The organism is Ruegeria sp. BHSA191 (assembly GCF_059613325.1).
The window spans coordinates 75,566-101,576 of record NZ_JBXWSH010000002.1; the positions used below are offsets into that span (position 1 = coordinate 75,566).

At 64.3% G+C, this 26,011-nt stretch carries 27 protein-coding genes; 9 read left to right on the forward strand and 18 right to left on the reverse strand.

Translation table 11 applies throughout. From position 1 onward, the window contains the following. Positions 1–10 precede the first annotated feature (10 nt). Genes AC2FNS_RS02250 through AC2FNS_RS02270 form a run of 5 tightly spaced genes read right to left on the reverse strand, consistent with a single transcriptional unit; the run spans position 11 to position 5,680 of the window. The gene (locus tag AC2FNS_RS02250; RefSeq protein ID WP_496710738.1) at positions 11–907 is read right to left on the reverse strand and encodes a homocysteine S-methyltransferase family protein; all 897 of its coding nucleotides are present in this window, start codon (positions 905–907) and stop codon (positions 11–13) included. Positions 908–917: 10 nt separating this feature from the next. Then, the gene (locus AC2FNS_RS02255; protein WP_496797434.1) at positions 918–1,964 is read right to left on the reverse strand and encodes an alcohol dehydrogenase family protein; all 1,047 of its coding nucleotides are present in this window, start codon (positions 1,962–1,964) and stop codon (positions 918–920) included. Between the two features lie 39 nt (positions 1,965–2,003). After that, a complete protein-coding gene (locus AC2FNS_RS02260) occupies positions 2,004–4,451 on the reverse strand; it encodes a GcvT family protein (protein WP_496803766.1) in 2,448 nt (815 codons plus the stop codon). A 36-nt stretch (positions 4,452–4,487) separates the two neighbouring features. After that, the gene (locus AC2FNS_RS02265; RefSeq protein ID WP_496710741.1) at positions 4,488–5,111 is read right to left on the reverse strand and encodes a LysE family translocator; all 624 of its coding nucleotides are present in this window, start codon (positions 5,109–5,111) and stop codon (positions 4,488–4,490) included. Further along, the gene (locus AC2FNS_RS02270) at positions 5,111–5,680 is read right to left on the reverse strand and encodes a helix-turn-helix domain-containing protein (protein ID WP_496710742.1); all 570 of its coding nucleotides are present in this window, start codon (positions 5,678–5,680) and stop codon (positions 5,111–5,113) included. The genes AC2FNS_RS02265 and AC2FNS_RS02270 overlap by 1 nt, the downstream gene beginning before the upstream one ends. Before the next feature lie 108 nt (positions 5,681–5,788). Here AC2FNS_RS02270 and AC2FNS_RS02275 point away from each other — a divergent pair, with 108 nt between their 5' ends. Then, complete coding sequence (locus AC2FNS_RS02275; RefSeq protein ID WP_496680369.1) at positions 5,789–6,061, forward strand: DUF1294 domain-containing protein; 273 nt, start codon at positions 5,789–5,791, stop codon at positions 6,059–6,061. 37 nt (positions 6,062–6,098) lie between these two features. Continuing rightward, positions 6,099–6,995: a cation diffusion facilitator family transporter gene (locus tag AC2FNS_RS02280; RefSeq protein ID WP_496688682.1), complete on the forward strand. Its 897-nt coding sequence runs from the start codon at positions 6,099–6,101 to the stop codon at positions 6,993–6,995. 3 nt (positions 6,996–6,998) lie between these two features. Here the strand turns inward: AC2FNS_RS02280 and AC2FNS_RS02285 are convergent, their stop codons facing one another. Together AC2FNS_RS02285 and AC2FNS_RS02290 are read right to left on the reverse strand one after the other, a co-directional pair. Continuing rightward, positions 6,999–7,454 carry a GAF domain-containing protein gene (locus AC2FNS_RS02285; protein ID WP_496710743.1) on the reverse strand — a complete coding sequence of 152 codons (456 nt, stop codon included), beginning with the start codon at positions 7,452–7,454 and terminating at the stop codon, positions 6,999–7,001. 95 nt (positions 7,455–7,549) lie between these two features. Beyond that, positions 7,550–8,722 carry a thiolase family protein gene (locus AC2FNS_RS02290; protein ID WP_496797431.1) on the reverse strand — a complete coding sequence of 391 codons (1,173 nt, stop codon included), beginning with the start codon at positions 8,720–8,722 and terminating at the stop codon, positions 7,550–7,552. Between the two features lie 96 nt (positions 8,723–8,818). Between AC2FNS_RS02290 and AC2FNS_RS02295 the strand changes: the two genes are divergently transcribed. The 3 genes from AC2FNS_RS02295 to AC2FNS_RS02305 all read left to right on the forward strand — a co-directional run bounded on the left by AC2FNS_RS02295 (position 8,819) and on the right by AC2FNS_RS02305 (position 11,408). After that, complete coding sequence (locus AC2FNS_RS02295; RefSeq protein ID WP_496680363.1) at positions 8,819–9,157, forward strand: STAS domain-containing protein; 339 nt, start codon at positions 8,819–8,821, stop codon at positions 9,155–9,157. 23 nt (positions 9,158–9,180) lie between these two features. Then, the gene (locus AC2FNS_RS02300) at positions 9,181–9,642 is read left to right on the forward strand and encodes an ATP-binding protein (RefSeq protein ID WP_496710745.1); all 462 of its coding nucleotides are present in this window, start codon (positions 9,181–9,183) and stop codon (positions 9,640–9,642) included. Between the two features lie 188 nt (positions 9,643–9,830). After that, complete coding sequence (locus tag AC2FNS_RS02305; protein WP_496710746.1) at positions 9,831–11,408, forward strand: gamma-glutamyltransferase family protein; 1,578 nt, start codon at positions 9,831–9,833, stop codon at positions 11,406–11,408. 35 nt (positions 11,409–11,443) lie between these two features. On the opposite strand, the gene hspQ is transcribed toward AC2FNS_RS02305, so the two are convergent. Beyond that, positions 11,444–11,770 (reverse strand): heat shock protein HspQ, encoded by a 327-nt coding sequence (gene hspQ / locus AC2FNS_RS02310; RefSeq protein ID WP_490361479.1) that lies wholly within the window; start codon positions 11,768–11,770, stop codon positions 11,444–11,446. Between the two features lie 232 nt (positions 11,771–12,002). On the opposite strand from hspQ, the gene AC2FNS_RS02315 reads away from it, so the two are divergent. Continuing rightward, positions 12,003–12,581 (forward strand): transglycosylase SLT domain-containing protein, encoded by a 579-nt coding sequence (locus AC2FNS_RS02315; RefSeq protein WP_496680359.1) that lies wholly within the window; start codon positions 12,003–12,005, stop codon positions 12,579–12,581. Positions 12,582–12,594: 13 nt separating this feature from the next. Here AC2FNS_RS02315 and AC2FNS_RS02320 read toward each other — a convergent pair whose 3' ends face one another. From AC2FNS_RS02320 to AC2FNS_RS02335, 4 genes are all read right to left on the reverse strand, one after another. Beyond that, on the reverse strand, positions 12,595–13,191 hold the full coding sequence (locus AC2FNS_RS02320) for a LolA family protein (protein ID WP_496680358.1): 597 nt from the start codon (positions 13,189–13,191) through the stop codon (positions 12,595–12,597). Positions 13,192–13,230: 39 nt separating this feature from the next. Continuing rightward, complete coding sequence (locus AC2FNS_RS02325; protein WP_496710747.1) at positions 13,231–16,134, reverse strand: DNA translocase FtsK; 2,904 nt, start codon at positions 16,132–16,134, stop codon at positions 13,231–13,233. A 13-nt stretch (positions 16,135–16,147) separates the two neighbouring features. After that, positions 16,148–17,329, reverse strand: coding sequence for an aminotransferase class I/II-fold pyridoxal phosphate-dependent enzyme (locus AC2FNS_RS02330; protein ID WP_496710748.1), 1,182 nt, complete (start codon positions 17,327–17,329; stop codon positions 16,148–16,150). Positions 17,330–17,438: 109 nt separating this feature from the next. Beyond that, positions 17,439–18,767 carry an amidase gene (locus AC2FNS_RS02335; RefSeq protein ID WP_496710749.1) on the reverse strand — a complete coding sequence of 443 codons (1,329 nt, stop codon included), beginning with the start codon at positions 18,765–18,767 and terminating at the stop codon, positions 17,439–17,441. A 93-nt stretch (positions 18,768–18,860) separates the two neighbouring features. Between AC2FNS_RS02335 and AC2FNS_RS02340 the strand changes: the two genes are divergently transcribed. Then, positions 18,861–20,087 (forward strand): FAD-dependent monooxygenase, encoded by a 1,227-nt coding sequence (locus AC2FNS_RS02340; protein WP_496680354.1) that lies wholly within the window; start codon positions 18,861–18,863, stop codon positions 20,085–20,087. Here the strand turns inward: AC2FNS_RS02340 and AC2FNS_RS02345 are convergent. The 5 genes from AC2FNS_RS02345 to AC2FNS_RS02365 form a co-directional block, all read right to left on the reverse strand. Further along, positions 20,084–20,269 (reverse strand): Trm112 family protein, encoded by a 186-nt coding sequence (locus tag AC2FNS_RS02345; RefSeq protein ID WP_496680352.1) that lies wholly within the window; start codon positions 20,267–20,269, stop codon positions 20,084–20,086. The two genes, AC2FNS_RS02340 and AC2FNS_RS02345, sit on opposite strands and share 4 nt — an antisense overlap. Then, positions 20,266–20,907, reverse strand: coding sequence for an LON peptidase substrate-binding domain-containing protein (locus AC2FNS_RS02350; RefSeq protein WP_496710750.1), 642 nt, complete (start codon positions 20,905–20,907; stop codon positions 20,266–20,268). The genes AC2FNS_RS02345 and AC2FNS_RS02350 overlap by 4 nt, the downstream gene beginning before the upstream one ends. A 27-nt stretch (positions 20,908–20,934) precedes the next feature. Further along, positions 20,935–21,852: a thioredoxin gene (gene trxA / locus AC2FNS_RS02355; RefSeq protein WP_496680350.1), complete on the reverse strand. Its 918-nt coding sequence runs from the start codon at positions 21,850–21,852 to the stop codon at positions 20,935–20,937. 88 nt (positions 21,853–21,940) lie between these two features. Beyond that, positions 21,941–22,729: an exodeoxyribonuclease III gene (locus tag AC2FNS_RS02360; protein WP_496710751.1), complete on the reverse strand. Its 789-nt coding sequence runs from the start codon at positions 22,727–22,729 to the stop codon at positions 21,941–21,943. 192 nt (positions 22,730–22,921) lie between these two features. Further along, entirely contained in the window at positions 22,922–23,608 is a 687-nt protein-coding gene (locus tag AC2FNS_RS02365; protein ID WP_149775464.1) for a response regulator transcription factor, read from the reverse strand. 160 nt (positions 23,609–23,768) lie between these two features. On the opposite strand from AC2FNS_RS02365, the gene ribA reads away from it, so the two are divergent. Together ribA and AC2FNS_RS02375 are read left to right on the forward strand one after the other, a co-directional pair. Then, the gene (gene ribA, locus AC2FNS_RS02370) at positions 23,769–24,863 is read left to right on the forward strand and encodes a GTP cyclohydrolase II (RefSeq protein WP_496710752.1); all 1,095 of its coding nucleotides are present in this window, start codon (positions 23,769–23,771) and stop codon (positions 24,861–24,863) included. Then, positions 24,860–25,360, forward strand: a complete 501-nt coding sequence (locus AC2FNS_RS02375) for a L,D-transpeptidase family protein (protein WP_496710753.1) — start codon at positions 24,860–24,862, stop codon at positions 25,358–25,360. The genes ribA and AC2FNS_RS02375 overlap by 4 nt, the downstream gene beginning before the upstream one ends. Here the strand turns inward: AC2FNS_RS02375 and AC2FNS_RS02380 are convergent. Further along, entirely contained in the window at positions 25,344–26,003 is a 660-nt protein-coding gene (locus AC2FNS_RS02380; RefSeq protein WP_496710754.1) for a YggS family pyridoxal phosphate-dependent enzyme, read from the reverse strand. The genes AC2FNS_RS02375 and AC2FNS_RS02380 overlap by 17 nt on opposite strands. Between the last annotated feature and the right edge of the window lie 8 nt (positions 26,004–26,011).

Here is a 26,011-nt window from a genome sequence, read left to right on the forward strand (position 1 = left end):
GCCTTCCCCCTCAGACGATCCGGTGACCCGCCGCGCGCAGGTGGCCCGCCAGTGCCTCGATGTGATCGGGGCCGACCTCGCAGCAGCCGCCGACGATCGTGGCCCCCTGCGCGACCCAGCCCATCGCGTGATCGGCGTAGGCCTCTGGGCCCAGATCCTGCCGCTGTTCCAGCGCGTCCACGGTGGGCGCGTCCTGAAGGAACCCCTCGGAGATGCGGGTGAAGCCGTTGGCATAGGCGCCGAAGGGCCGCCCGAAGTCCTTGATGATCTCGAGCGCGGCCGGGATCGCCTCGGGGCGCGAGCAGTTGATCAGAACCGCCTCGGGGTCGTAGCGGTCCACCAGGGGCGCGATGTCGCCCAACGGCTCGCCCGAGCGCAGGCGGGCGCCGTCGTCATCCATCACGGTCAGCGCCAGCCAGACCGGCTTACCGCAGCCTTCGGTGCCGCGCAGCGCGCCCTCAGCCTCTTGCACTGACGAGACGGTTTCAATCAGAAACAGATCGATACGATCGGCCATCATCTGCACGATCTCGCGGAATTTTTCCGCCGCCTCGGCCGGGTCGGGGTTCAGATCTGGGCGGTACGAGGCCAGCAAAGGGCCGAGAGAGCCCGCGATGCGGCCCTGCGGGAACCCGGCGCGGGCGCGTTCGGCTTGGGCCAGCGCGGTGTCGATCAAGGCGGGCAGCTGGTCTTCCATGTCCACCCTCACAAGGCGCGAGCGGTGCACGGCGTAGGTGTTGGTGGTCGCGATAGTGGCGCCGCGCCGGAAATAGTCGGCATGGACTTCGCCCACAAGGTCGGGGTGGTCGATCATCACCCGCGTGGACCAGAGCGGCGTCGCCCGGTCGCCGCTGCGTTTCACCAGTTCCTGCCCGATCGAGCCATCCAGAAGCGTGATATCGGTCATATGCAACTCCTTAGGGTATTAGCACCAGTTTGCCCGGAAAGGCCTTGGACTGGAAATCCTCCTGCGCCTTGGCGATGTCGCGCAAGGGGTAGGTTTTTGCCACCAGCGGCCGGATCCGGCCTGCGTTGATCATCTCGACCAGCCGGCCAAAGACCTCGAAGGCCTGATGGGTGCAGCCGTGGATGGTGATGTCGCGCAGGTAGATCTCGCGCAGGTCGGCCTGCACGATCGGCCCGGCGATGGCGCCCGAGACGGCATAGTGGCCGCCCGGTTTCAGCGCCCGGATCAGGCCGGGAAAGGCCGGGCCGCCGACCACGTCGATCACCACGTCAAAAGCGTCGCGCGGCAGCGGCGCGTCGCGCTCGAAGGTCTCTGAGGCCCCCTGCGCCCGGACGGTATCCGCCTTGGCGGCGCTGGTGACACCCGCAACCGAGGCCCCGCGCAAGGCGGCCAGTTGCACCGCCGCCAGCCCGACGCCGCCCGAGGCGCCGGTGATCAGAACCTTCTGCCCGGCGGTCACGCCCGCGCGGGTCAGCAGGTTTTCGGCCGTGCCGAACGCGCAAGGAATGGCGGCGATTTCAACGTCCGACAGTGGCGAGGCGGTGACATCGTAGAGGTCATCGGCCTCGAGCAGGCAGTATTGCGCAAAGGCCCCGTCGATCTCGGACCCCAACGCAATGAATCCAGTCGGATTGCCGGGGCGCGGACGCGGCAGGTTGATCGGGCAGGTCACGCGCTGGCCCGGTTTGAAGGCGACGCCGGGGCCGACCTGTTCGACGATGCCGCACAGGTCACCGCCCTGAATGCGCGGAAAGGCCAGGGCACCGCCCCAGCCACCGGCCTGAACATCCTGATCGAACGCATCGGTCGCCCCGGTCACCTCGGGCGCATACCAGCCGATGCGGGTGTTGATGTCGGTGTTGTTGACGCCGGCCGCGGCGACGCGGACCAGCACCTGCCCCGGCCCGGGGGCCGGAACAGGGATGTCTTCGCGCCATTCCAGCGCCTCGGGCCCGCCGTGCCGGGTCAGATAGACACCCTGCATGGTCTTGCTCATTGGTCGTGTCCTTTCGGCAATGGCGGGCCGGGCCAGGGGTCAGGCCCGCAGGCGTTCGTTCTCGGGATCCCAGAGGGGTTTGTCCTCTTGAACCACGGCGCGGCACTTCTCACCATAGATTTCGACCTCGAGCTCGGTGCCCGGCACCGCCAGATCGCTGCGGACCATGCCCAGCGCGATCGAGGCGTTCACGCGATAGCCCCAGTCGCCCGAGGTGGTCTCGCCCACGATCTCGCCATCCTTCCAGATGCAGGACATGTAGGGCGCGTCGCAGTCTCCGGCCTCGACGATCAGGGTGACGAAGCGTTTCTTGACGCCCTGCTGCTTTTCCGCCAGCAACGCGGCCTTGCCCGGGAAATCCTGCGGCTTGTCGAACTTGATGAAACGTTCAAGCCCACCTTCGAGCAGCGAGTAGTCGGTACTGAGATCGCCCTTCCACGCGCGATACCCCTTTTCGATGCGCAGGCTGTTCAGAGCATACATGCCGAACGGCTTGGCCCCGGCGGCCAAGATCGCATCATAGATCGCGGGCATGTGCTCGTTCAGCGCATGCACCTCCCAGCCCAGCTCACCGGCGAAGGACACGCGGATCAGGTGGGCGGGTTGCCCGGCCACGGTGGCCGCCTGATGGGTCAGCCAGCCCAGCGAGAGGTCGGCATCGGTCAGGCCCGACAGGATCTGGCGCGATTTTGGCCCGGTCACGATCAACGTGTCGCGGGTGGTGGTCACGTCCTCGACCGTGACGCCCGCGGGCATCGCATTCCTCAGGATGTCGCGGTCGTGCCATTGCGCGGTGGCGGCGGTGATCATCACGAAGTCATCCTCGCCCAGGCGCATGCAGGACATCTCGGTCAGGATGCGGCCGCGATCGTCGGCGATGTAGACGAGGTTGATCCGCCCCACCTTGGGCAGGCTGCCGGTGACCAGCCCGCGCAGCGCCTCGGCCGCGCCTTCGCCCTTGACGACAAAGCGCGAGAAACCCGGCAGGTCGAGCACGCCGCAATGGTCGCGCACGGCCTCGCATTCTTCCTTGATCCGCTGCTCCCACGGGCCCGAGCGGCCCCAGGTGTGGGTGCTTTCCTCGGAAGTGTCGTCGCCCGGCTGCGCGAACCAGTTGGCGCGCTCCCAGCCGTTGTAGACGCCCATGACGCCGCCCAGTTCCTTGACCTTGGCATGCACCGGCGACAGCTTCTTGTCGCGCGCGGCGGGCCATTCGTGACGGGGGAAGTGCATGGCGTATTCGTTGCCATAGACCTCCATGCCTTTCTGGTTGCAGTAGTCCTGATCGGTGTAGTCGGTATAGCGGCGCGGATCGACGGCCCACATGTCCCATTCGGTGGCGCCATCCACGATCCACTCGGCCAGCACCTTGCCTGCACCGCCGCCCTGGGCAATGCCGAAGGTGAAGGTATGCGCCTCGAACGCGTTCTTGACGCCGGGCATCGGGCCGATCAGCGGCAGGCCGTCGGGCGCATAGGGGATCGGCCCGTTGATCACCCGCCCCACGCCCGAGGTCGCCATCAGCGGCACCCGTTCCATCGCGTCGGTCACGATGTCCTCGATCCGGTCCAGATCGTCGTTCCACAGCTGAAAGCTGAAATCCTCGGGCATCGGGTCGTCCTCGGTCATCCAGTGGCCCTTGCAGTTGGGCTCGTAGGGGCCGAGGTTGAAGCCGTTCTTTTCCTGCCGCAGGTAGTAGGAAACATCCACGTCGCGCAGCAGTGGCAACTTGCCACCGTTTTTCTTGGACCAGGCCTCGATTTCTGGGATTTCCTCGGTCAGCAGATACTGGTGGCTCATGACCATCGCGGGCACGGTGCGGCCGCCAAAGGACTTGAACCATTCGCCCACGCGCTGCGCGTAATAACCGGCGGCGTTGACGACATAGTCGCAGTCGATATCGCCTTTCTCGGTATGCACGGTCCAGGTGCCGTCGTCATGCTGGGTCACGCCGGTGGCAGGGCAGAACCGGATGATCTTCTGCCCCATGTCGCGCGCGCCCTTGGCCAGCGCCTGCGTCAGCTGCGCCGGGTCGATATCGCCGTCGGTCGGGTCATACAGAACCCCGACCAGATCGTGCAGTTCCAGAAACGGATACCGCTCCTTGGCCTGTTCCGGCGTCCAGATCTCCATCGGGATGCCCTGATAGCGGCCCATGGCGGCGGCGCGCTCGAATTCCTGCATCCGCTCCTTGCTGTGGGCCAACCGGATCGAGCCGGTGACGTGGTAGTTCATCGGGTAATCGACCTCGTCTGCCAGGCGCGAATACAGCTGGGTCGAATAGCGCTGCATGTTCATGATCGCCCACGAGGTCGAGAAGGTCGGCACGTTGCCCGCCGCGTGCCAGGTCGAACCGGCGGTCAGCTCGTTCTTTTCCAGCAGAACGCAGTCGGTCCAGCCCTTCTTGGCCAGATGATACAGCGAGGAGGTCCCCACCACGCCGCCGCCGATGATGACCACGCGGGCCTTTGTCGGAAAATCACTCATAGGTTTTTGCTCCCTGTCAGACTGCCGCGAGCGGCATCACGTTTTTCCCGCCGGGGTCGCGCTGGTGCCCAGCAAGACCCCGTAGATGATGAAGCAGGTGGCCATGACCCGGCGCACCCAGGTGTTGAACACGGCCCCCAGCGCCGCCTTGCCCATCAGCGCGCCCAGCAGGGTGAAGCCCGTGTAGCTGAGCGTGGTGATGGTCAGCGCCGTGGGCATGATCACCACCATCTGCTGCCAGATCGGCACGTCGGGCTGCACGAATTGCGAAAACGCGGCCAGATAGCCCGCGACGCTTTTGGGGTTGATCGTCGCCACCGCCAGCGCGTGCAGGAAGACATGCCGCGCCGGACGTTCGGCGGCGGGCGCGGGCTTGCCGGCATTCATCCAACCGCGCACGCCGAGCCAGATCAGGAACCCCGCCCCGATCAGCTTGGCAATGAAGAACCCGGTGGGCGAGGCCGCGATCAGCGCCGTCACCCCCAGCGCCGAGAGGATCAGAAAGGCGCTGGCCTGCGTCAGGATCGCCAGCACCCCCAGCATCGCCTTGGGAAAGGGCAGGCTCATCCCGTTCGAGATGCAGTTGACCGCGTTCGGCCCCGGCGTGGTCACGAACACCACCCAGAACAGCGCGAATATGGTCAAGGCCTCGAAGCTCATCAGTAGACCGGCGGGGCGATGACCCAGATGGCCACCGCTGGCTCATCATACGGGTTCGACCAGTGATAGGGTTCGTGCTTGATGCGGAAACTGTCGCCCGGCCCGACGGTGAAGCTGCGCCCGCCAATCGTCAGGTCGAGGCAGCCCGAGATCATGTAGCCCACCTCTTGCGTGGGTCGGTCGGCCGGGGTCTGCATCCGCGAGCGAGGCTGAAAGGTGGAATGCACCATCTCGAAATCGTCGGTGAGATCGGGCGAGAGCAGTTCCTCGATCAGCCCCTCCTCGCCCGAGCCCATCGGGCGGCGCGATCCGGCGCGTACGACATAGCCCAGTTCGTCCGGCGTTACGCCGGTGTGCGCGAACAGCATCGACATCGGCACGCCGAGGCACTCGGCGATCTGGCGCAGGGCGGAAATCGACGGCTCGGACAGATCGCGCTCGACCTGGCTGAGCCAGCCGACCGACCGATCCAGCCGCTTGGCCACATCCGTCAGCGTCAGCCCGCGCGATTTGCGCAAGGCCCGGATGTCAGCCCCCAATGTCGCCCCGGTCTGACCCTGATCGTCCACGTCACCCTCGTGAAATTTTTGCGCATATTTTCACGATGACCCGAATCGATGAAAAAACCAAGCGGTTTTTCACTTCCGAACATGTGGCCACTCGGGTAAAGCGCGGACATGTGGATCGCTATCGCATATCTCTGGGCCATCAACGGGCTGACCTTGGTGGTTTTCGGCTGGGACAAGCTGCAGGCGCGCCGGCGCAGGCGGCGTGTGCCCGAGCGGTGGTTGCTGCGGCTGGCCCTGCTGGGCGGCGGTCCGGGTGCGCTGCTGGGCAGTTGGGTGTTCAACCACAAGACCCGCAAATCGCGGATCAGGGTCAGCCTGTATGCCATCGTGCTGCTGCAGGTCGCCGCGGCGTGGCTGTATATGACGCAGGGCGCGGCTTGAACTGGCAATCGCGGGCCGGATCGGGCAAAGCTGCGGCATGATCGACAGAACATCCTCCCAGTCGCTGGCCATCGGGTCGGTGGCCGTTGCATTGCTGGTGCTGGCGCTCAAGATCTGGGCCTGGCGACTGACCGGTTCGGTCGCGTTGTATTCCGACGCGATGGAGTCGCTGGTCAATGTCGTGGCCGCACTGCTGGCCTGGTTTGCCATCCGCATGGCCGAGCGCCCGGCCGACACCAACCACCCGTTCGGGCACCACAAGGCCGAGAATTTCTCGGCCATCGCCGAGGGCACCCTGATCGTGCTGGCCGCGATCCTGATCCTGCAAGAGGCATGGGGCGCGCTGTTCGCCCCACATCTCGATCAGCTTGGGCCGGTCGGGCTGGCGGTCAACGCCGCGGCCATGGTGTTGAACCTGATCTGGGCGCGGGTGCTGATCGCAGCGGGCGAGCAGCGGCGGTCACCGGCCATGACGGCGAACGGACGCCACCTGATGACCGATGTCTGGACCTCGGCCGGGGTCTTGCTGGGGCTTGTGCTGGTGCTGCTGACCGGCTGGGTCGTTCTCGATCCGCTGTTGGCCATTCTGGTCGCCGCCAACATCCTGCGCGAGGGCTGGAAGGTCATCTTTCATTCAGCCGGCGACCTGATGGATTCGGCCGCGCACAGCGACGACACGGACATCATCAAAGAGGCCGTGCGCAACTCGTCCCAAGGCGCGTTGCAGATCCACGACCTGCGCACGCGCCGGGCCGGCAAGGCGGTGTTCATCGAATTCCACCTGGTGGTGGACCGCAACATGTCCGTGGGCGAGGCGCATGACATCTGCGACGCGATCGAGGACGCCATCGCCGAGAAGCTGCCCGAGGCCCGCACTATCATCCACGTGGAGCCGGACACCAAACTGGAAGCGACGGGCATCGAGCCGGAGTAAGCCTCAGATCCGCCCGAAGACCTGCGCGAGGATTTGCGACAGCGCATCCGCATCGGCCTGGGTGAACGCATCGGGCTGGTCGCTGTCGATATCGAACACCGCGATTATCCGGCCCGCGCCGTCCCGCACCGGTAGAACCAGTTCCGACCGGGTCGAGGACGCACAGGCGATATGCCCGTCGAACGCGTCCACATCCGGAACCAGCTGCACCTCGCCGGTGCGCGCCGCGGCCCCGCAGACCCCGCGCGAGAACGGGATCACCAGGCATCCGTGGCCGCCCTGATAAGGCCCGATCTTCAGCACTCCGGGTTCGGTGACGCGGTAGAAACCGGTCCAATCAAAGCGGTCGTCGGCATGATGAACCTCGCAGGCGACCGTGGCCATCAGCGCGATCGGATCGGTCTCGCCTTCGGTCAGCGCGGCGATGGTCTTGGCAAGAGTGTCATAATCTGCGGTCATGGTCGGGCCTGTCGTAAACGAACTGCAGGGGGCGCCGCCCCCTGCCGAGCCTGCGGCTCAAATCACCTACGCACTATTTGCAAACGGGAGAAGGGTCAAACCCGTTCGATGGCAATCGCGGTGCCTTCGCCCCCGCCGATGCAGATGGCCGCCACACCGCGCCGCAGGCCGCGTTTTTCCAATGCGTTGAGCAGCGTGACCATGATCCGCGCACCCGAGGCTCCGATGGGGTGACCCAGGGCACAGGCCCCGCCATTCACGTTCACCTTGTCGCGTGGCAGCCCCATTTCGTGCATGAAGGCCATGGGAACAACGGCAAAGGCCTCGTTCACCTCCCACAGGTCCACTTCATCCTTGCTCCAGCCGATCCGCTCCAGCAGCTTCTGCGCGGCCGGAACCGGGGCGGTAGTGAACAGGCCCGGAGCCTGGGCGTGGCTGGCATGGCCCAGAATGCGCGCGCGCACGTTCAGGCCGCGAGCCTCGGCCACATCCGCCGACGCCAGAACCAGCGCCGCGGCGCCGTCCGAGATCGACGAAGAATTGGCCGCCGTCACGGTGCCGTCCTTGCGGAAGGCGGGCTTGAGCGTCGGGATTTTCTCGGGGCGGGCCGATTTGGGTTGTTCATCCGCGTCCTGAGTGACTTCGCCCCTGCGGGTCTTGACCGTCACCGCCGCGATTTCACCGTCAAACGCACCGCTGGCCTGCGCCTCAAGCGCGTTCGACAGTGATTTCAGCGCGTATTCGTCCTGCGCCTCGCGGGTGAACTGATAGGCTTCGGCACAATCCTCGGCAAAGGTGCCCATCAGGCGGCCCTTGTCATAAGCGTCCTCGAGCCCGTCCAGGAACATGTGGTCGATCACCTGGGAATGTCCGATCCGCGCGCCGCCGCGCATCTTGGGCAGCAGGTAAGGCGCGTTGGTCATGCTCTCCATGCCGCCGGCGACCATGAGGTCGGCATGACCCAGCGCGATCTGGTCAAACGCCATCATGGCGGCCTTCATGCCCGACCCGCACATCTTGTTCAGCGTCGTGGCCGGAACGTCTTCGCCCAGCCCCGCCGCGAACCCGGCCTGACGCGCCGGCGCTTGGCCCTGCCCGGCGGGCAGGACGCAGCCCATCAGGACCTCGTCCACGGTCTGCGTGTTGGCATTGTCCAACGCGGCACGGATGGCAACACCGCCCAACTCGGCCGCGGGCACCCCGTCAAACATTCCCTGGAAACCCCCCATCGGGGTCCGGGCGGCCCCGGCAATCACGACCTCTTTCATGCGACTCCTCCTGTGTTCGGGCCTTGGATACAGAATCGTAAGAATTGCCGTCTAGCGTATTTCTACGATCGACTTTCAATTGTGGAGGGTGGCCTTTTGGCATTGAGCAGCAATACGACCGGCGAAACTCAGGTGATCCGGGTCGATGCAGACCGAATCGATGCTGCCATGGCGATTCAGTTCAAGGAGAACATGCGCCTTGAAACCGACTCCGGCGCGCGGCGTGTGATCCTGGACCTGTCGGCGGTGGAGTTCATCGACTCGAGCGGGCTGGGCGCGATCGTCGCATCCATGAAGCAACTGGGCGGCGACCGAAGGCTGGATCTGGCCGGGCTTCAGCCTGTGGTCGAGAAGGTCTTTCGGCTGACCCGAATGGATACCGTCTTTCGGCTGTTTCCCGACCTGGACGACGCGCTGGCCGCACAAGCGGAGTGAAACGGCACATTGGGTGAGATTGCGTGACTGTCAACTGCAAGAACGGCGGAATGGACCTGAGCTTCGCCGCCAACGAGGCCGATGCAAGCACCGCAATCGCCTGTCTACATGGCAGTCTCGTTGCGCTTGGGGTGCCGCATCAACGCAACTGCGACGTGAAGATCGCCCTGGCCGAGGCCATCAACAACGTCGTCGAACACGCCTATTCGGACAATCCCGAAGGCCGCGTACAGGTGCAGGCCACGATGGATCGGAACGGCCTGAGCATCCTGATCACCGATCGTGGCCGGCCTCTGCCCGGACTGAGCGTCCCTGACGGCATCCCGGCCAGCGTCGAGACAGCACGCGAGGATCTGCCCGAAGGCGGATTCGGCTGGTTCTTGATCCGCCAGCTTTGCGACAATGTTCGGTACGATCGGACCGACGGAGAAAACCGCCTGAGGCTGTCCTTCGCCTTCTCCTCCACTGAAAAGCGGCCACAATAAAGCCCAGATCGAACCATTGTTGCGCCCAAAAGCGGGATCATACAGAAAGGGTAGCTCAGATAGCTTCCCTCGGCGCCACTGTCACAGCCCCCACCCAGTGTATGGCGCCGAGGACTTCCTCCGCTCCCCTCCCTATGGACAAAGACGCACAGCCATCTAGTGTCGTCGTGACAACCGCAGGGGGTATCATGCGCGACTTTCATTTTCCCGGCCGGTCCGAGGTTCTGTCAACCGACGGAATGTGCGCGACCTCGCATCCCTTGGCCGCCAAGGTCGCCCTGGACATACTGGGCCAGGGCGGAAACGCCATGGATGCGGCCATTGCCGCCGCCGTGCTTCTGGGCATCTGCGAGCCTCAGATGACGGGTTTGGGCGGCGACTGCTTTGTTCTGTACAACCGCGCCGGCGAGAGCGAAGTCCGCGCATTGAACGGGTCGGGCCGCGCGCCGGCGGCCGCTTCGGCCGAGCACCTGCGGCAACAGGGGTTTGACGCCGTTCCGCTGACCAGCCCGCATGCGGTTACGATACCCGGGGCCGTGGATGCATTCTGTCATCTCTCCCGCACAGAGGGTCGATTGGGTCTCGGTGCGGTTCTGGAGCCCGCCATACACTATGCCGAGGCCGGCGTACCGGTTGCGCCGCGCGTCGCCCACGATTGGGCACGCGACGCCGGGACCCTTCAAGGAGCCGCCCGGAGCCATTTTCTGATCGACGGCAAGGCCCCGCAGGTGGGGCAAATGTTCCGTGCCCCCGGCCAGGCCGAAGTTCTGCGCCGGATCGCCCGCGACGGAAGAGATGCCTTCTATACCGGCGAAATCGCCGACGACATGCTGGCCACGCTGCAAGACCTCGGCGGCGTCCACACGGGTGAAGACTTCGAACGGACGGCCTGCGTTCCGACCCTGCCCATCGGCGGCACCTACAAGGACGTCGAACTTTTGGAGCATCCGCCCAACGGGCAGGGCGCGACGGCCATTCTGCTGCTGAACATTCTTCGGCATTTCGATATCGCCAAAATGGACCCGTGGGGGGCCGCGCGCGTTCACATCGAGGCCGAGGCAGCCAAACTGGCCTACGAGGCGCGCAACCGCTTCATCGCGGACCCCGAGCGATCCCAGCAACTGGACTGGATGCTGAACCCGAAGACCGCCGAAGACCTGGCCGCCCGGATCGACCCGAAGCGGGCCATGCCGTCAGCCGCCCCGATCGTCGAGGCCGTTCACAAGGACACGGTCTATGTCACGGTCGTGGATCGCGACCGGATGGCCGTTTCGCTGATCTATTCCATCTTCCACGGTTTCGGCTCGGGGATCGCTTCGGAAAAGTTCGGCATCCTGCTGCAAAACCGAGGAGCCGGCTTCACCCTGCAGTCCGGTCACCCCAACGAACTGGGCGGCGGGAAACGCCCCATGCACACGATCATCCCCGGCATGCTGCGCATCGACGGTGAGCCCGCCATGCCCTTCGGCGTGATGGGCGGCGCCTATCAACCGACCGGGCACGCCAGGCTTGTGTCCAACCTGACCGATTTCGGGCTGGATCTTCAAGCCGCCATCGACGCACCCAGAGCCTTTGCAGACGGCGGCGTTCTGAAAGTGGAGCCGGGATATAAAGACAGCGCAAGGAAACAATTGGCAGAGCTTGGGCACAATGTAGTGCTGACAGAAACGCCATTGGGAGGCGCCCAAGCGATCAGGATCCGAAGCGACGGCATTCTGGAAGGCGCAAGCGACCCGCGAAAAGATGGGTGCGCCCTGGGATTCTGACGTTTGAAGCCCCTTGGCGCAACCGCCGACGCAACCTAGTTCAGCTGGAAATGCAGCGGGTAGGCGCCATCCTGGAATGGCCCGAACATATTGGGGATATCGGGGTGATCCACCGGTTCTCCCGACTGGTCCTCCACCAGATTTTGCTCAGAAACGTAAGCAACATAAAAGGATTGGTCGTTCTCGGCCAGCAGGTGATAGAATGGCTGATCCTTGACCGGGCGGCTTTCCTCGGGAATGGCCTGATACCACTCCTCGGTGTTCGAAAACTCGGGGTCCACGTCGAAAATCACCCCTCGAAAGGGATGTTTCCGGTGGCGCACCACCTGGCCCAGACTGTACTTGGCTTGCGTCTTCAACATTTCTTTTGCCCCCACAAACCTTTTTACCCGTTTCGGGGCCGAAATGCCAATAATTGATCCAAATTTGCAAGAAACAGTTTGTGGCGGCAATAGTGACAGTCCCTCCCCACAAAGTGGCTGAACACCCACCTCGCGCGTCGACCAGCGCCCATTTCCAGCGGAGATTCCGCAACGATTGTCATTTCCTCGGCCTTCAATCTGCGCTAGAATACGCAAAAAAGGCACGAGGCACATGAGCAGAAAACTTCTCGTACTCTTCGGGGTGCTGCTTTTGGCATCCTGTGGCGGCGGGCAGCGTCCGCCGACAAATCTGAACGACGCCTGCGCCATCGCGCGCGAGCGGCCCGACATGATCAAGGCGTTCAAAAGCACCGAGCGCAAATGGGGCGTGCCCGTTCATGTCCAGATGGCCACCATCTATCAGGAAAGCCGCTATCGCCATGACGCGCGGACCCCGCACAAATACGTGCTGGGCGTGATCCCGATGGGTCGTCAAAGCAGCGCATACGGCTATAGCCAGGCGCTGGATGGCACGTGGGAGCAATATCAACGTGAAACCGGCAAGCGCCGCGCCAAGCGGGACCGCATCCGCGACGCGTCGGATTTCGTGGGCTGGTACATGAACAAAAGCCGCGAACGGAACGGGATCTCGCCCGCAGACGCGCGCAACCAGTACCTCGCCTATCACGAAGGGCACACCGGATACTCCCGCGGCAGCCATTATGGCAAGACTTGGCTGTTGAACGTCGCCAATGACGTGGATGCACGCGCGCAGATGTACCAGGCTCAGTTGTCGAGCTGCCGGTATTGAACCTCGCCGCGGGTCAGCGGTTGTCTGACCCGCGCCGCGCCTTGTTCGAGAACAGATCACTGTCGACACGCACATTGTCGTCCAAAGGCCCCAGCAGTACGGTGGTCTGGCTGCCTGCGTTGTCGTGAATGACCCATTTCCGCAGTTCGATCGGATCGCTGGTGAACATCAGTTCGATCCGCCCGGCCTCGGGGTTCTTGGGATCCTGAGCGGTTACGACCGTGGCAGTGCCGTCGAACGTATGCCCCACCACCATATCGGCCTGCGACAGATTCACGTTGCGCGCCAGAACCAGCGACAGCGGCGTGCGCTTCAGCGGATACTGCTCGGGCGGCTGGTTCGACTTGGGGTCGAACACCATCACGGTGCCGGCGTTCGCCAGCACCACCGCGCTGTTGGGCGGGTCGTATTCGAACCGCATCTTGCCGGGGCGCTGCAACCACAGCTTGCCGGTACTCAGCGATCCGTCATCGTTGACTTGGGTAAACGTCGTCTGAACGGTTTTCAGACCGTTCAGGTAGTTCGAGATCTGTGACAAAGGCAGCTTGTCGGCGGCCCAGGCTGCCGGGGCGGTCAAAGCGAGGGCAAGGGCAAAGGCAATCTGTTTCATGACACTCAGATATGCGCTTTGCCCTTGTTATTAAATATCCTACTGCTCCGGGACGAGGATTTCGCGTTTGCCCACGTGATTTGCCGCCGAAACAACACCTTCCTCCTCCATCTGCTCGACCAGCCGTGCAGCCTTGTTGTAGCCGATGGCAAGTTTCCGCTGGATGTACGAGGTCGAACACTTGCGATCCTTTATCACGATGGCGACCGCCTGATCGTACAGCGCATCCTCGCCATTGGTGTTGCCGCCGGTATTCAGACCCAGAACCGCGTCGATATTGTCGGCCTTGTCCTCGGACGGACCATCCAGCACGCTGCCGACATAATCGGGCGGGCCGAACTGCTTGAGGTGGTTCACGACCTCCTCGACCTCTTCATCCGACACGAACGGCCCGTGGCAGCGGGTGATCTTGGCGCCACCGGCCATGTACAGCATGTCGCCCTGCCCCAGCAGCTGCTCGGCCCCCATCTCACCCAGGATGGTGCGGCTGTCGACCTTGGACGTCACCTGGAACGAGATCCGGGTGGGGAAGTTGGCCTTGATCGTGCCGGTGATGACGTCCACCGAGGGCCGCTGCGTAGCCATGATCAGGTGGATGCCCGAGGCCCGCGCCATCTGCGCCAGGCGCTGGATACAGGCCTCGATCTCTTTGCCCGCCACCATCATCAGGTCGGCCATCTCGTCGACGATGACGACGATATACGGCATGGCCTTGGGTTCGAATTCCTCAGTCTCGAAGATCGGCTCTCCGGTTTCGTCGTCGAACCCGGTCTGGACCGTGCGGCTGAACATCTCGCCCTTGGCCAGCGCGTCCTTCACTCGACCGTTGTAGCCGGCGATGTTGCGCACGCCCATCTTGGACATCTTGCGATAGCGGTCCTCCATCTCGCCGACGACCCATTTCAGGGCGACCACCGCCTTTTTCGGGTCGGTCACGACCGGCGACAGCAGATGCGGGATGCCATCATAGACGCTGAGTTCCAACATCTTTGGGTCGATCATGATCAGGCGGCATTCGTCCGGCGTCAGCTTGTAGAGCAGCGACAGAATCATCGTGTTGATCGCCACCGACTTGCCCGAGCCGGTCGTCCCCGCGATCAGCAAGTGGGGCATCTTGGCCAGGTTCGCGACCACGGATTCACCGCCGATATCCTTGCCCAGCGCCAGCGGCAGCGCGTGGTTGCCATCGCCGAAATCGCGGCTGGCCAGGATTTCGCGCAGAACCACCATCTCGCGGTTCTCGTTGGGCAATTCGATGCCGATGACCGAGCGTCCGGGGACCGTCGACACCCGCGCCGACAGCGCCGACATCGACCGGGCGATGTCATCGGCCAGGCCGATGACGCGGCTGGCCTTCAGGCCCGGCGCGGGTTCCAGTTCGTACATGGTGACGACGGGGCCGGGGCGGACGCTGACGATCTCGCCCTTGACGCCATAGTCATCCAGCACGTTTTCCAGCATCCGCGCGTTTTCCTCCAACGCCTCGTCGCTCAGGTGATGACGCGGGATGCCGGCCGGGTTGGTCAGCAGGCTGAGCGGCGGCAGTTCGAAATCCGAATGACGCTCTTCGAAGGACAGGCTGGGCTGGGCCTCGGCCTGGGCGCGGCGCGACGGCAGAACGTTGCGCCGGACGGGTTGCGCTACAACCGGCTTGCGCGGTTCGGCAACCGGGATCTTCATTGCCGGGCGCGGCGGGGCGATCGGTTCCGGGACATCCTCGAACACCTGATCTTCGTCGATATCTTCAGGCGCATACGCCGAGAGCGGGTCTTCCGTTAACGTCTCCATTTCCGCAGACGACTGCGCCGGGTGACCTGTCAACGGCGGCTCGGGCGGAAGCCCGCCTGCAGTCAGCGGAGGCTCGGGCGGGAGGGTTCCCGCACGCGGCGCGTTCAGGATCAGCGGGTCGGGGCCACGGCCGCGCCCTTTGGTCAGAGGGCGGTTCGGATCGGGCTCGGGCGCGATTTCACCGGTGGCGACCTTGCGGTTCCGGATCACCGCAGAAATCTTCGAGCGGATCCGGTCTTCGCCCGGCATCTCGTCATATCCGGTGACGGGTTCGGGGTCGACCAGCTCGGGTTCGGGCATCGGCTCGGGGCGGCGGATCAAGCCGGGCATACGTGCAAGCAGGCCCGTCTTGACCGGTTCTGGGGCTGCGATCTCGGGCTCTTCAAAGACCGGATCGGCATAGGCCAGCTCATCCTCAAATTCGGCACCGGCGGCCCGGGTTGTCTTGCGGTCCTGCCACTTTTCCCGGCGCGCCTGCGCGGCACGGGCGGTGGCCGAGGCCCCCTGCCCCAGCGCGGTCATCAGCATGTCATAGGCCATCACGAGACCCAGCAGGAAAGCCCGGACCCCGCGCCGGACGTCCGACTTGGTGAAGCCCAGCACGAAGACGCCCAGCGCCAGCATGCCGGCCGCCATGGCCAGCGACATCAACTTGACCATGAAATGCGACGAAATCGGCAACAGCGTCAGCAGAGCGCCCATCACCGTATCGCCAAACAGTCCGCCCAAGCCAAAGCTGTGCGTCGCGCGCCATTCGGCACCGGGCACCAGCGTTGCGGCATAGACCGAAAGGACGGCGATCCAGATCGGCGCGAAAATTAGGCGGGCCACGGCGCGATCCTCGCCGAAATGGCCGGCAAACCGCACGCCCCAGCCGACCAGCACCAGCGCGATGCCAAGGCTGCCCCAGCCTACGATCATGAACAATGGCGCGGCGATCGAGGCGCCGAACCGGCCCAGCCAGTTCTGCACCGGCGCGTCGGTCGAGACCATCCAGTTCGGATCATCCGGCGTGTAGGACCAGATCATCGCAGCAGCCGCCAGGCCGGCCAAGATCAGGGCGATCCCGATCAGTTCCTTGCTGCGCCGCTCGATCGCGGCCTGGGTGGTGCTGTCCAACAATGGGTCGCGGTTGCGCGCGTTGTAAGATGCCATGTGCCCTCGTACCTCACAAATAGATGCAGTCGCGGAGCGTGACCAGCCCGCGCTGCATCTCTGTTTTTGGGGCCACCAAAGCGACCCTGATAAAGCCCTTGCCCGGGTTCTGCCCCGGCTCCCCTTGCGAAAGATAGGCGCCCGGCAGGACCCGAACCCCGGTTTCCTGCCACAGCTTCAATGCGGCCTGCTCGCCATCTTCGACGGGCAGCCAAAGAAAGAACCCCGCCTCGGGCGGCATATAGCCCTGAACGCCCGCAAACACCTCATCCGCGATGGCGTATTTTTCCTGATACAGCGCGCGGTTTTCCTGAACATGCGCCTCATCGGCCCAGACCTTGGCCGCGGCGGCCTGCAACGGCGATGGCAAGGGCGCCCCGGCATAGGCGCGCAACTGCTTGACCCGCTTGATGCTTTCCGGCCCGCCCGCGATCAGCCCCGACCGCAGCCCCGCCAGGTTCGAGCGTTTCGACAGCGAGTTGAACAGCGTGATCCGCTCGGGGTCGGCGCCCAGCTCCTGCGCGACGGTCAGGATGCCGGTGGGCGGCGCGTCTCGGTAGATCTCGGAATAGCACTCGTCGGCGAAGATGCGGAAGTCATACTTCTCGGCCAGCCGGATCAACTCGGCCCAGTAGCCGCGCGAGGCGACGGCACCCTGCGGGTTGGCGGGCGAACAGATATAGGCCACAGCGGTGCGGTTCAGCACATCCTCTGGCAGGCCGGCATAGTCCGGCAGATGCCCCGTGGCCGCGGTGGCCGGCACGAAATACGGCTGCGCCCCGACCGAGATCGAGGCGACCATGTAGACTTGATAGAACGGGTTGGGGCACAGCACGATCGGCTGCTGGCCGTTCTTCTGCTCGGGGCACAGGGCCATGGCGGCGTTGTACAACCCCTCGCGCGTGCCGTTCAGCGCCATGATGTTGGTTTCGGGGTCCATCCGCACGCCATAGCGGCGGTCGATCCAGTCGGCGATGGCCCCGCGCAGCGCGTCCGACCCCTCGTTCGGCGGGTATTTTTGAAACCCTGCTGCGTTTTCCACGATGACATCGGTCACCCAGGCCGGAAAGTCATGCTTGGGCTCGCCAATCGTCATATGCACGACATCGCCGCCCGGCGCGTGATGGTCGAGCAGGGCGCGTAGACGCGGAAAAGCATAGGCCGGTAGGTTCGAAAACCGCTCGGGAAAATTCATGACTGCTGCCTCGATACCGGGATCATTGGCGCCCCGGTTTTCCAGCAGATTACAGGCCGAGCCCCCGCGCGTCCAGACAAAGAGGTTCCGAATCAGGGGATTGTGGCATTCAGGTCAGAACCGCCTCGGCCGCCGCACCCAGCCGCAAAAGCGCCTCTTCCGAGCCCGGATAACCCAACATCATCAGCCCGCAGGACGGTGTCTTGGTGGGCAACGACAGCGCCGCCAGCCCCATCAGGTTGCCGATCCGGGTGTTGCGCAGGGCCAGAAGGTTCTCGGTGACGTAATAGTCATGGTCGTTCATCAGTCGGTCCAGATCCGGCGGCAGGATCGGGGCCGTCGGCGCCAGAACCGCGTCGAACCCGGCGGTGGCCGAGTCCCAGGCCGATCGGCAGGCCTTCAACCGCGACCACGCCGCCACGTAATCCGGTCCGGAATGCGCCTTGCCCGCGCGGAACCGCTCAAGGATCTCGGGATACATCGCCTCGGGGTTGGCCTCGATCACGTCGCGCCACAGGCCATAGGCTTCCGTGGTATAAAGGACACCGGACAGGCCTATCGCCTCGGCCAGTTCCGGCACCTCCAACGGCACGATCTCGGCCCCTGCATCACGCAAGCGGTCCAGCGCGTCGGCATAGGCCTGGCGTGGCGCGTCGCGCAGATCGTCCTGCGCGATGGTCTGCAGATCCGCAAACCGCCGCCCCTTCAGGCTGGCGCCCCGCAGATCGGCCGGCGTTCCGCCCTCCAACAGCGCCAGCATCTGCGCCGCATCCTCGACCGACCGAGTCAGCGGGCCGACTGTATCGAACCGCAGGCACAGGGGCACCACGCCTTCAAGGCTCAGCCGCCCCGGGGTGGTTTTCAGCCCTACCAGATCGTTCCATGCGGCCGGAATGCGCACCGATCCGCCCGTGTCCGAGCCGATTCCGCAGGCCGCCAGACCAAAGGCCACCGACGCCGCCGCGCCCGAGGACGACCCGCCCGGAACCGCCTTTTCGTCATTCACGCAGGGCGGCGTCGCGGTCACGGGGTTCAAACCAAGGCCCGAAAAGGCCAATTCGCTCATATGCGTCTTGCCCAGACAGACCGCGCCCATGGCCGTCGCGTTGCGCAGAACGGTTGCGTCATGCTCGGGCACCCGGCCGCGCAGTAGGGCCGATCCGGCCTCGGTTCCGATCCCGGCGGTGTCGAACAGATCCTTCCAGCTGATAGGCACCCCATCCAGCAGTGACCGGCGCAGACCTTGGGCCGCCCGCTCCTTGGCCGCGCGGGCTTCGGCGCGGGCGCGGTCATGCGTGACGCGGGCATAGATGCCGTCCCGATGCGGATGGGAATCGATGGCCGCCAGATAGACCTCGGTCAGCTCTTCGGGATCGATCTGACCCATGCCGATCCCGCGGCCCAGGTCACATGCCGTCATGGTCAGCCAGTCCTGCATCTTTGCCCCCTTGTTGGAAAAATTCGTATTTCGGCGACGGTAGCGACAGGACTGCACATGGACAATCCCGAAAGGGCGCGCATATTGCACCGCATGACACAGGTTTCCGATATCTTGATCGTGGGCGGCGGGCTGAACGGTCCCGCCTTGGCGCTGGCGCTGGCGCAGACCGGACACAGCGTCACCGTGATAGACGCGCTGGCCGAGAAGCTGCGCAAGAACGCGGCGTTCGACGGGCGTGCCTATGCACTGGCGCTGGCCTCGCAACGGTTGCTGGCCGCGATCGGCGTCTGGGAACGGGTTGCGGACCACGCCCAGCCGATGTTGGAGATCAAGGTCACCGATGGCCACGCAGGCACAGGTCCGTCGCCGTTTTTCATGCATTTCGACCATGCCGAGATCGAGGAAGGCCCGATGGGCTATATGGTCGAGGACCGTCACCTGCGGCGCGCATTTCTTGCGGCGATGCAGGCGGAACCGGCGATCACCCGGGTGGATGGCAAAACCGTGGTTGCGCAGGAAACCGGGCCAGGCGGCGTGACCGTGACGCTGGATGATGGATCGGCGCTGTCCGGTCGGCTTCTGGTGGGGTGCGACGGCCGCCGCAGCGGCACCGCCTCCCGCGCCGGGATCAAGCGGACCGGATGGGACTACGGCCAGACTGCGCTGGTCTGCGCGATCGAGCACGACCTGCCCCATCACGGCATTGCACATCAGTTCTTCATGCCCCCCGGCCCGCTGGCGATCCTGCCGTTGACCGGTAACCGCAGCTCGATCGTCTGGAGCGAACGCACCGAGACCGCACAGCGCATCAACGCGCTGGACGAGGCCGATTACCTTCAGGTCCTGCGGCCCCGGTTCGGCGATTTTCTGGGTGACATCCGCCTACAGGGCGACCGGTTCACCTATCCGCTGAACCTGACCATCGCCAATTCATTCATCGCGGACCGGCTGGCTCTGGTGGGTGATGCGGCCCATGGCATGCACCCGATCGCCGGTCAGGGGCTCAACGCCGGGCTGCGCGACGTAGGCGCTCTGGCCGAGGTGCTGACGCTGGCCGGTCGACGCGGCGAGGACATCGGCTCGACTCTGGTTCTGGAGCGCTATCAGGAATGGCGCCGCTTTGACACGGCGGCCTTGGCAATGGCGACGGATGTGTTCAACAAGCTGTTTTCGAACGACAATCCTATCCTGCGCCTCGGGCGCGACATCGGCATGGGCATTGTCGGGTCCCTGCCCGGTCTGCGCCGCGGCTTCGTGCGCGAGGCCGCCGGTTTGACAGGCGACCTGCCTAGGCTGTTGCAGGGCCGCCCGATCTAGTCGAGTTTGCGCGCCTCATCCACCAGCATCACCGGAATCCCGTCGCGGATCGGAAAGGCCAGACCAGCGGCTTTCGAGACCAGTTCCTGCCGCTCGGCGTCATATTCCAGCGTGGTATGAGTCTGGGGACAGATCAGCGCCTCGAGCATATGGCGGTCGAAACCCGGTTCCGTCTCAGTCATTGCAGTTGTTCCTCGTTTGAACCCCCGCGCAGCGAGAATTCGATCAGTGTGACCAGCGTTTCGCGCCGGGTTCGCAGGCAGGGTGCCTCAAGCAGGGCCTGCTTGTCCTCGGGATCGAAATCCAGAAGCATCGACAGGGAATTGACCAGCAATTCGTCATCCGCCTCGTTCAGCGTCTCCCAATCCGTCGAGAGCGCTCGGGCCGAGAAATACCTTTCGAGCAACCGCAGGAAAGCGGCCCGGTCGAACCCGGCATCCCGCTCGCCTTGACCCAGGTCGCGGTCGAACCCCTCCCAGGTGACGGCACAGCGGCGATAGGGCGTGAAGCCCTCGACCTCGGACTGAATGCGGAACCGCGACACGCCGGTCAAGGTGATCAGATAGCGCCCGTCTTCAGTCTCGGAAAACTGGGTGACGCGCCCGGCGCAGCCGATGCGGTGCAATCGAGTCCCATGGCCGGGGCCCGGATTCGGCTGGATCATGCCGATCAGCCGTTCCTTGGTTTTCAGGGCATCGTCCAGCATCTGCAGATAGCGCGGCTCGAATATATGCAGCGGCAGCCGGGACCGGGGCAGCAAAAGGGCCCCGGGCAACGGGAACACGGACACCGTGTCCGGCAGATCGGCGGGATGCATCATGTAATGTGTTCTAGCTCTGATATGCGATCAGGCAAATATCATCGAAGTCAGCCTGCGCCGTCCGTTCAGTACGATCGGATCATTCGGCTTGAGCGCGTCGAAGATCGTCAGCAGCTGGGTCTTGGCTGCACCATCGTTCCATTCGCGGTCACGACGGAACAGCTCCAACAGCTGATCGACCGCCTCGGCGGCCTTGCCGTTGGCATAAAGCGCCTGCGCCAGGTCAAACCGGGCCTGATGGTTGTCGGGGTCGGTCTCGACCGCAGCGGTCAGCTCGGCCACCGGGCCGGCATTTGCGGCCTGCTTGGCAAGCTCCAACTGCGCATGGGCAGCCTCCAACTCGGCCGTCGTTGAGATTTCGGCCGGAGCGCCGTTCAGGATGGCCTCGGCCTGCTCCAGATCACCCATCGCGATATGCGCCCGCACCAGTCCGCCATAGGCCGCGGCATGGTTCGGGTCTTCGCCCAGAATGGCGGCAAAGGTCTGGGCCGCATCTACTGCCGCGCCCTCGGCCAGCATCTCTTCGGCGGCCTCCACTGCCTCGTCCAGCTGTCCGCCGGGGCTCTGGCCGCCAGCAGCCTCGATCACGCGGTCGATGAACGCCTTGATCTCGGAGCCAGGCAGCGCGCCCTGGAACCCGTCGATCGGCTGACCCTTGAAAAAGGCATAGACGGTCGGGATCGACTGGATTCGCATCTGCGAAGCGATCATCTGCGCCTCGTCCACGTTGATCTTGACCATTTTCACCGCGCCTTTGGCGGCGGTCACGGCCTCTTCAAGGGCCGGACCCAGCGTTTTGCACGGGCCGCACCACGGCGCCCAGAAATCCACGATCACCGGGGTTTCCTGCGACGCTTCGACGACATCGGCCATGAACGTGGCCTCGGTTCCGTCCTTGATCAGATCGGTGGCGGCGGGGTTGCCTGCGCCGTTCAGAAGTTCCATGGCATTCACTCTCCGGAATTCAGTCTTGGCCCTTATATGCAACCGGGCGCGGCGGAAACCAAGAGCCGTCGCACCGGTTCAGGGCGGATCAGAGATCAAAGGTCGCAAAAACCGGCGCGTGGTCGCTGGGCTTCTCCCAGCCGCGCGCTTCGCGCAGGATGCGGCTGGAATGACCCGCGTTAGAGATGTCGGGCGTCGCCCAGACGTGATCGAGGCGCCGCCCCTTGTCAGCCGCATCCCAATCGCGGGCGCGATAGGACCACCAGCTGTACAGCTGCCCGTCGGGGATGTCCTGCCGGGTAATGTCGACCCAGCCGCCCGCGTCCTGCGTTTCGGTCAGCTGCTCGACCTCGATTGGCGTGTGCGACACGACTTTGAGCAGTTGCTTGTGCGACCATACGTCATCCTCGCGCGGGGCGATGTTCAGGTCACCAACCAGAATGGATTTCTGTGGCTTTTCGGCGTGGAACCAGTCGCGCATGTCGGTCAGGTAGTCCAGTTTTTGGCCGAATTTTTCGTTCACCTCCCGGTCGGGAACGTCGCCGCCTGCAGGGACGTAGAAATTGTGAATGATCACACCGTTTTCCAGTTGCCCTGCGACATGGCGGGCATGGCCGAGCCCGGCAAAATCCCGGTCACCCAGGTCGGTGATCGGCAGGCGCGACAGGATGGCCACACCGTTGTAGCCCTTTTGCCCGCGGGCAATCATGTGGGTGTAACCCAGTTCCGCGAAACCTTCGGTCGGGATCTTGTCGACCGGCGATTTGCATTCCTGCAAGCACAGCACGTCCGGTGCCTCCTCCTGCAGCAGTTTCTGCACGATCGGCTCGCGCAGGCGAACGGAATTGATGTTCCAGGTGGCCAGAGTGAAAGGCATGATCGGGGTTCCCTTGTCGCGACCGGGGCAACCTAACGCGGCAATTGCCGCGGTGCCATCCGAAAAAAAGCCGGGCCAAAGGCCCGGCAGTCCAACAGGGAGGTACATGTCATGACCCGGACATGCGCGGGTTGCGAGTAACCTAAAGATGTCTATAGAGTATCACTTTGATCCACATCAATCCACCAATCGTTAGGAAACCAGGCGATATCCGCCGGATTCTGTGACCAAAAGGCGCGCATTCGAGGGATCGGGCTCGATCTTCTGGCGCAGACGGTAGATGTGGGTTTCCAGCGTGTGCGTGGTGACACCTGCGTTATAGCCCCAGACCTCGTGCAGCAGAACATCGCGCGGCACGACACCGTCGGTGGACCGGTACAGGAACTTGAGAATGTTGGTTTCCTTCTCGGTCAGGCGGATCTTGCGGTCATCCTCGGTGATCAACATCTTCATCGCCGGCTTGAAGGTGTAGGGCCCAAGAACAAAAACCGCATCCTCGGATTGTTCATGCTGGCGCAGCTGCGCGCGGATGCGGGCCAGAAGCACTGGAAACTTGAAGGGTTTCGACACGTAGTCATTGGCCCCGGCATCCAACCCCAGGATCGTGTCGGCGTCGCTGTCATGGCCGGTCAGCATCAGGATCGGGCTCTTGACCCCCTGCTTGCGCATCAGCCGGCACAGCTCGCGCCCATCGGTGTCGGGCAGGCCCACATCCAGAATCACCAGGTCATAGATCGCCTCGCGCGCGCGCTCCAAAGCAGACTGACCGTCCGAGGCCTCGAACACGTCGAAATCCTCGGTCATCACCAGCTGTTCGCTCAGCGCTTCGCGCAGGTCCTCGTCGTCATCGACCAGCAGGATTTTCTTGAGTTGCGCCATGTCCCGGTCCTCCTTTTGCTTTTGCATCACTTGAGCTTGGAATATGCAATCCACAAGTTTTGCTGCAACGCTCTCACGCCCTCGTGTCTGATGGACGGGAAATGTTTCACATTCGGCGGCGAACGGGCTAGGACGAGACAAACGTTACAGGATAACATCGATGAGTCTGATTCCCGACATCACCGAATTGCTGGCGCGCGCGCGGGCGGATCTGCGCATGGGCGTTCCTGTAGTGCTGGTCGATGACGGCGGCCGTGGCGTAGTGGCCGCGGCGGCCGAGACCTTGGGGCCGCAACGTCTGTCCGATCTCCGCGGTCTGGGCGATCAGCCCGTGGTTGCCATCACCAACCGCCGGGCCGAGACCCTGAAGGCGCGCGCCTATGACGGCGATCTGGCTCGTGTCGTAATCCCCGCCGATGCCGACCTTGCCTGGGTGCAGGCCGTGGCAGACCCGTCCGATGACCTCGATTCCCCGATGAAGGGTCCGCTGATGACCCAGCGGAGCGGCAATACCAACCTGCACCGCATCGCCATCGCCTTGGCCAAGACCGCGCGCCTGCTGCCGGCGGCAGTGGTCGTACCCGTCGAGGACGGGCACGCCTTTGCCGCCTCCCATGGGCTGACCTGCATCGACCATACCCGCACCGCCCCACATCTGGCCGATCGCAGCCCCCTGCACGAGGTGGTCGCCGCCCGCCTGCCGATGGAGGTCTCCGAGGCCGGGCGGCTGCATGTATTTCGCCCCGAGGACGGCGGTGAAGAACACTATGCCATCGAAATCGGCCGGCCCGACCGTTCGAAACCGGTTTTGGCGCGGCTGCATTCTGCCTGCTTCACCGGCGACCTGATGGGCAGCCTGAAATGCGATTGCGGCCCGCAGCTGCGCGGCGCCCTGGCGCAGATGGGAGCCGAGGGCCACGGCGTTCTGCTGTATCTCAACCAGGAGGGCCGCGGGATCGGCCTGGCCAACAAGATGCGCGCCTATTTCCTTCAGGATCAGGGGTTCGACACGGTCGAAGCGAACCACCGGCTTGGGTTCGAGGATGACGAGCGCGACTTCCGCCTCGGGTCCGACATCCTGAAGTCAATGGGCTTCAGTTCGGTGCGACTGCTGACCAACAACCCCGCCAAGATCGCGATGATGGAGCGCACCGGGATCGCCGTCACCGAACGTGTGCCGCTCAAGGTCGGGGAAACGGCGCACAATCGCGGCTATCTGGCGACCAAGGCGGCCAAGTCGGGCCATCTGTTGTGAGCCCGCACGATCTGGTCCTGTCTTGGCGCGGCGTGCGGTTTCACGGCAGGACGTTCCCCTGCACGATCGGCAAAGGCGGCCTGACCAACGCCAAACGCGAAGGCGACGGCGCCACCCCGACCGGCGTTCTGCGGATCGTGGGCATGCTGTACCGGCCCGACCGGATCGCGCCACCCGCCCCCTGGGCGCTGCCGATCGGGCCGCGCGACCTGTGGTCGGATGATGGTGCTGACCCGGACTACAACCGGCATGTGCGGGCGCCGCACGGGTTCAGCCATGAACGCCTTCGGCGGGCCGATCCGCTGTACGATTTGGTTCTGATCACCGACTGGAACTGGCCCGATGCAGTGCCTGGACGCGGATCAGCCATCTTCATCCACCAATGGCGCCGGACGGGCTATCCGACCGAGGGCTGCCTGGCCTTCCGCCGTGACCACCTGCACTGGATCGCGCAAAGGGTCACCCTGGGCACCCGAGTGATCATTCCCCCGCTTTGACCCGTTCGCCAAAGATCGCCGACCCCACCCGGACATGGGTGGCCCCCAACGCGATCGCGGTTTCGAAATCGCCGCTCATGCCCATCGAGAGACCTTGCAGCCCGTTGCGCGCGGCGATCTTGGCCAGAAGGGCGAAATGCAGCGCCGGTTCCTCGTGCACCGGCGGGATGCACATCAGGCCGCGCACGGGAAGGTCCAGCCCCTGGCATTCGGCGATGAAAGCATCCGCATCGGCGGGCAAAACGCCGGCTTTCTGCGGTTCCTCTCCGGTGTTCACCTGGATGAACAGATCAGGGCAGGCGCCCGTCTCTTGCGCCAACCGCGCCAGGGTCTTTGCCAATTTGGGCCGATCCACTGAATGGATGGCATTGAACAGATCCATCGCCTGCCGCGCCTTGTTGGTCTGCAACGGGCCGATCAGATGCAGGTCGATGCCGGAAAACCGCTCGCGGAAGGCGGGCCATTTCGCGGCGGCCTCCTGCACCCGGTTTTCGCCGAAACAGCGGTGGCCCTGCTCGAGCACGGCCTGAACCCTGTCATTTGGTTGAACTTTGGATACGGCAATCAGGGTCACGGACCCGGCTTGCCGCCCGGCGGCGGCTTCGGCCTTTGCGATGCGATCTTTGATTTCCTGCAACGACATGGATTTCC

Excerpts from the sequence above, each read along its gene's own strand:
- AC2FNS_RS02250 (WP_496710738.1), bottom strand. The coding sequence starts at position 907 with ATGACCGATATCACGCTTCTGGATGGCTCGATCGGGCAGGAACTGGTG.
- AC2FNS_RS02255 (WP_496797434.1), bottom strand. The coding sequence starts at position 1,964 with ATGAGCAAGACCATGCAGGGTGTCTATCTGACCCGGCACGGCGGGCCC.
- AC2FNS_RS02260 (WP_496803766.1), bottom strand. The coding sequence starts at position 4,451 with ATGAGTGATTTTCCGACAAAGGCCCGCGTGGTCATCATCGGCGGCGGC.
- AC2FNS_RS02265 (WP_496710741.1), bottom strand. The coding sequence starts at position 5,111 with ATGAGCTTCGAGGCCTTGACCATATTCGCGCTGTTCTGGGTGGTGTTC.
- AC2FNS_RS02275 (WP_496680369.1), top strand. The coding sequence starts at position 5,789 with ATGTGGATCGCTATCGCATATCTCTGGGCCATCAACGGGCTGACCTTG.
- AC2FNS_RS02280 (WP_496688682.1), top strand. The coding sequence starts at position 6,099 with ATGATCGACAGAACATCCTCCCAGTCGCTGGCCATCGGGTCGGTGGCC.
- AC2FNS_RS02285 (WP_496710743.1), bottom strand. The coding sequence starts at position 7,454 with ATGACCGCAGATTATGACACTCTTGCCAAGACCATCGCCGCGCTGACC.
- AC2FNS_RS02290 (WP_496797431.1), bottom strand. The coding sequence starts at position 8,722 with ATGAAAGAGGTCGTGATTGCCGGGGCCGCCCGGACCCCGATGGGGGGT.
- AC2FNS_RS02305 (WP_496710746.1), top strand. The coding sequence starts at position 9,831 with ATGCGCGACTTTCATTTTCCCGGCCGGTCCGAGGTTCTGTCAACCGAC.
- hspQ (WP_490361479.1), bottom strand. The coding sequence starts at position 11,770 with ATGTTGAAGACGCAAGCCAAGTACAGTCTGGGCCAGGTGGTGCGCCAC.
- AC2FNS_RS02315 (WP_496680359.1), top strand. The coding sequence starts at position 12,003 with ATGAGCAGAAAACTTCTCGTACTCTTCGGGGTGCTGCTTTTGGCATCC.
- AC2FNS_RS02320 (WP_496680358.1), bottom strand. The coding sequence starts at position 13,191 with ATGAAACAGATTGCCTTTGCCCTTGCCCTCGCTTTGACCGCCCCGGCA.
- AC2FNS_RS02325 (WP_496710747.1), bottom strand. The coding sequence starts at position 16,134 with ATGGCATCTTACAACGCGCGCAACCGCGACCCATTGTTGGACAGCACC.
- AC2FNS_RS02330 (WP_496710748.1), bottom strand. The coding sequence starts at position 17,329 with ATGAATTTTCCCGAGCGGTTTTCGAACCTACCGGCCTATGCTTTTCCG.
- AC2FNS_RS02335 (WP_496710749.1), bottom strand. The coding sequence starts at position 18,767 with ATGCAGGACTGGCTGACCATGACGGCATGTGACCTGGGCCGCGGGATC.
- AC2FNS_RS02340 (WP_496680354.1), top strand. The coding sequence starts at position 18,861 with ATGACACAGGTTTCCGATATCTTGATCGTGGGCGGCGGGCTGAACGGT.
- AC2FNS_RS02345 (WP_496680352.1), bottom strand. The coding sequence starts at position 20,269 with ATGACTGAGACGGAACCGGGTTTCGACCGCCATATGCTCGAGGCGCTG.
- AC2FNS_RS02350 (WP_496710750.1), bottom strand. The coding sequence starts at position 20,907 with ATGATGCATCCCGCCGATCTGCCGGACACGGTGTCCGTGTTCCCGTTG.
- trxA (WP_496680350.1), bottom strand. The coding sequence starts at position 21,852 with ATGGAACTTCTGAACGGCGCAGGCAACCCCGCCGCCACCGATCTGATC.
- AC2FNS_RS02360 (WP_496710751.1), bottom strand. The coding sequence starts at position 22,729 with ATGCCTTTCACTCTGGCCACCTGGAACATCAATTCCGTTCGCCTGCGC.
- AC2FNS_RS02365 (WP_149775464.1), bottom strand. The coding sequence starts at position 23,608 with ATGGCGCAACTCAAGAAAATCCTGCTGGTCGATGACGACGAGGACCTG.
- ribA (WP_496710752.1), top strand. The coding sequence starts at position 23,769 with ATGAGTCTGATTCCCGACATCACCGAATTGCTGGCGCGCGCGCGGGCG.
- AC2FNS_RS02380 (WP_496710754.1), bottom strand. The coding sequence starts at position 26,003 with ATGTCGTTGCAGGAAATCAAAGATCGCATCGCAAAGGCCGAAGCCGCC.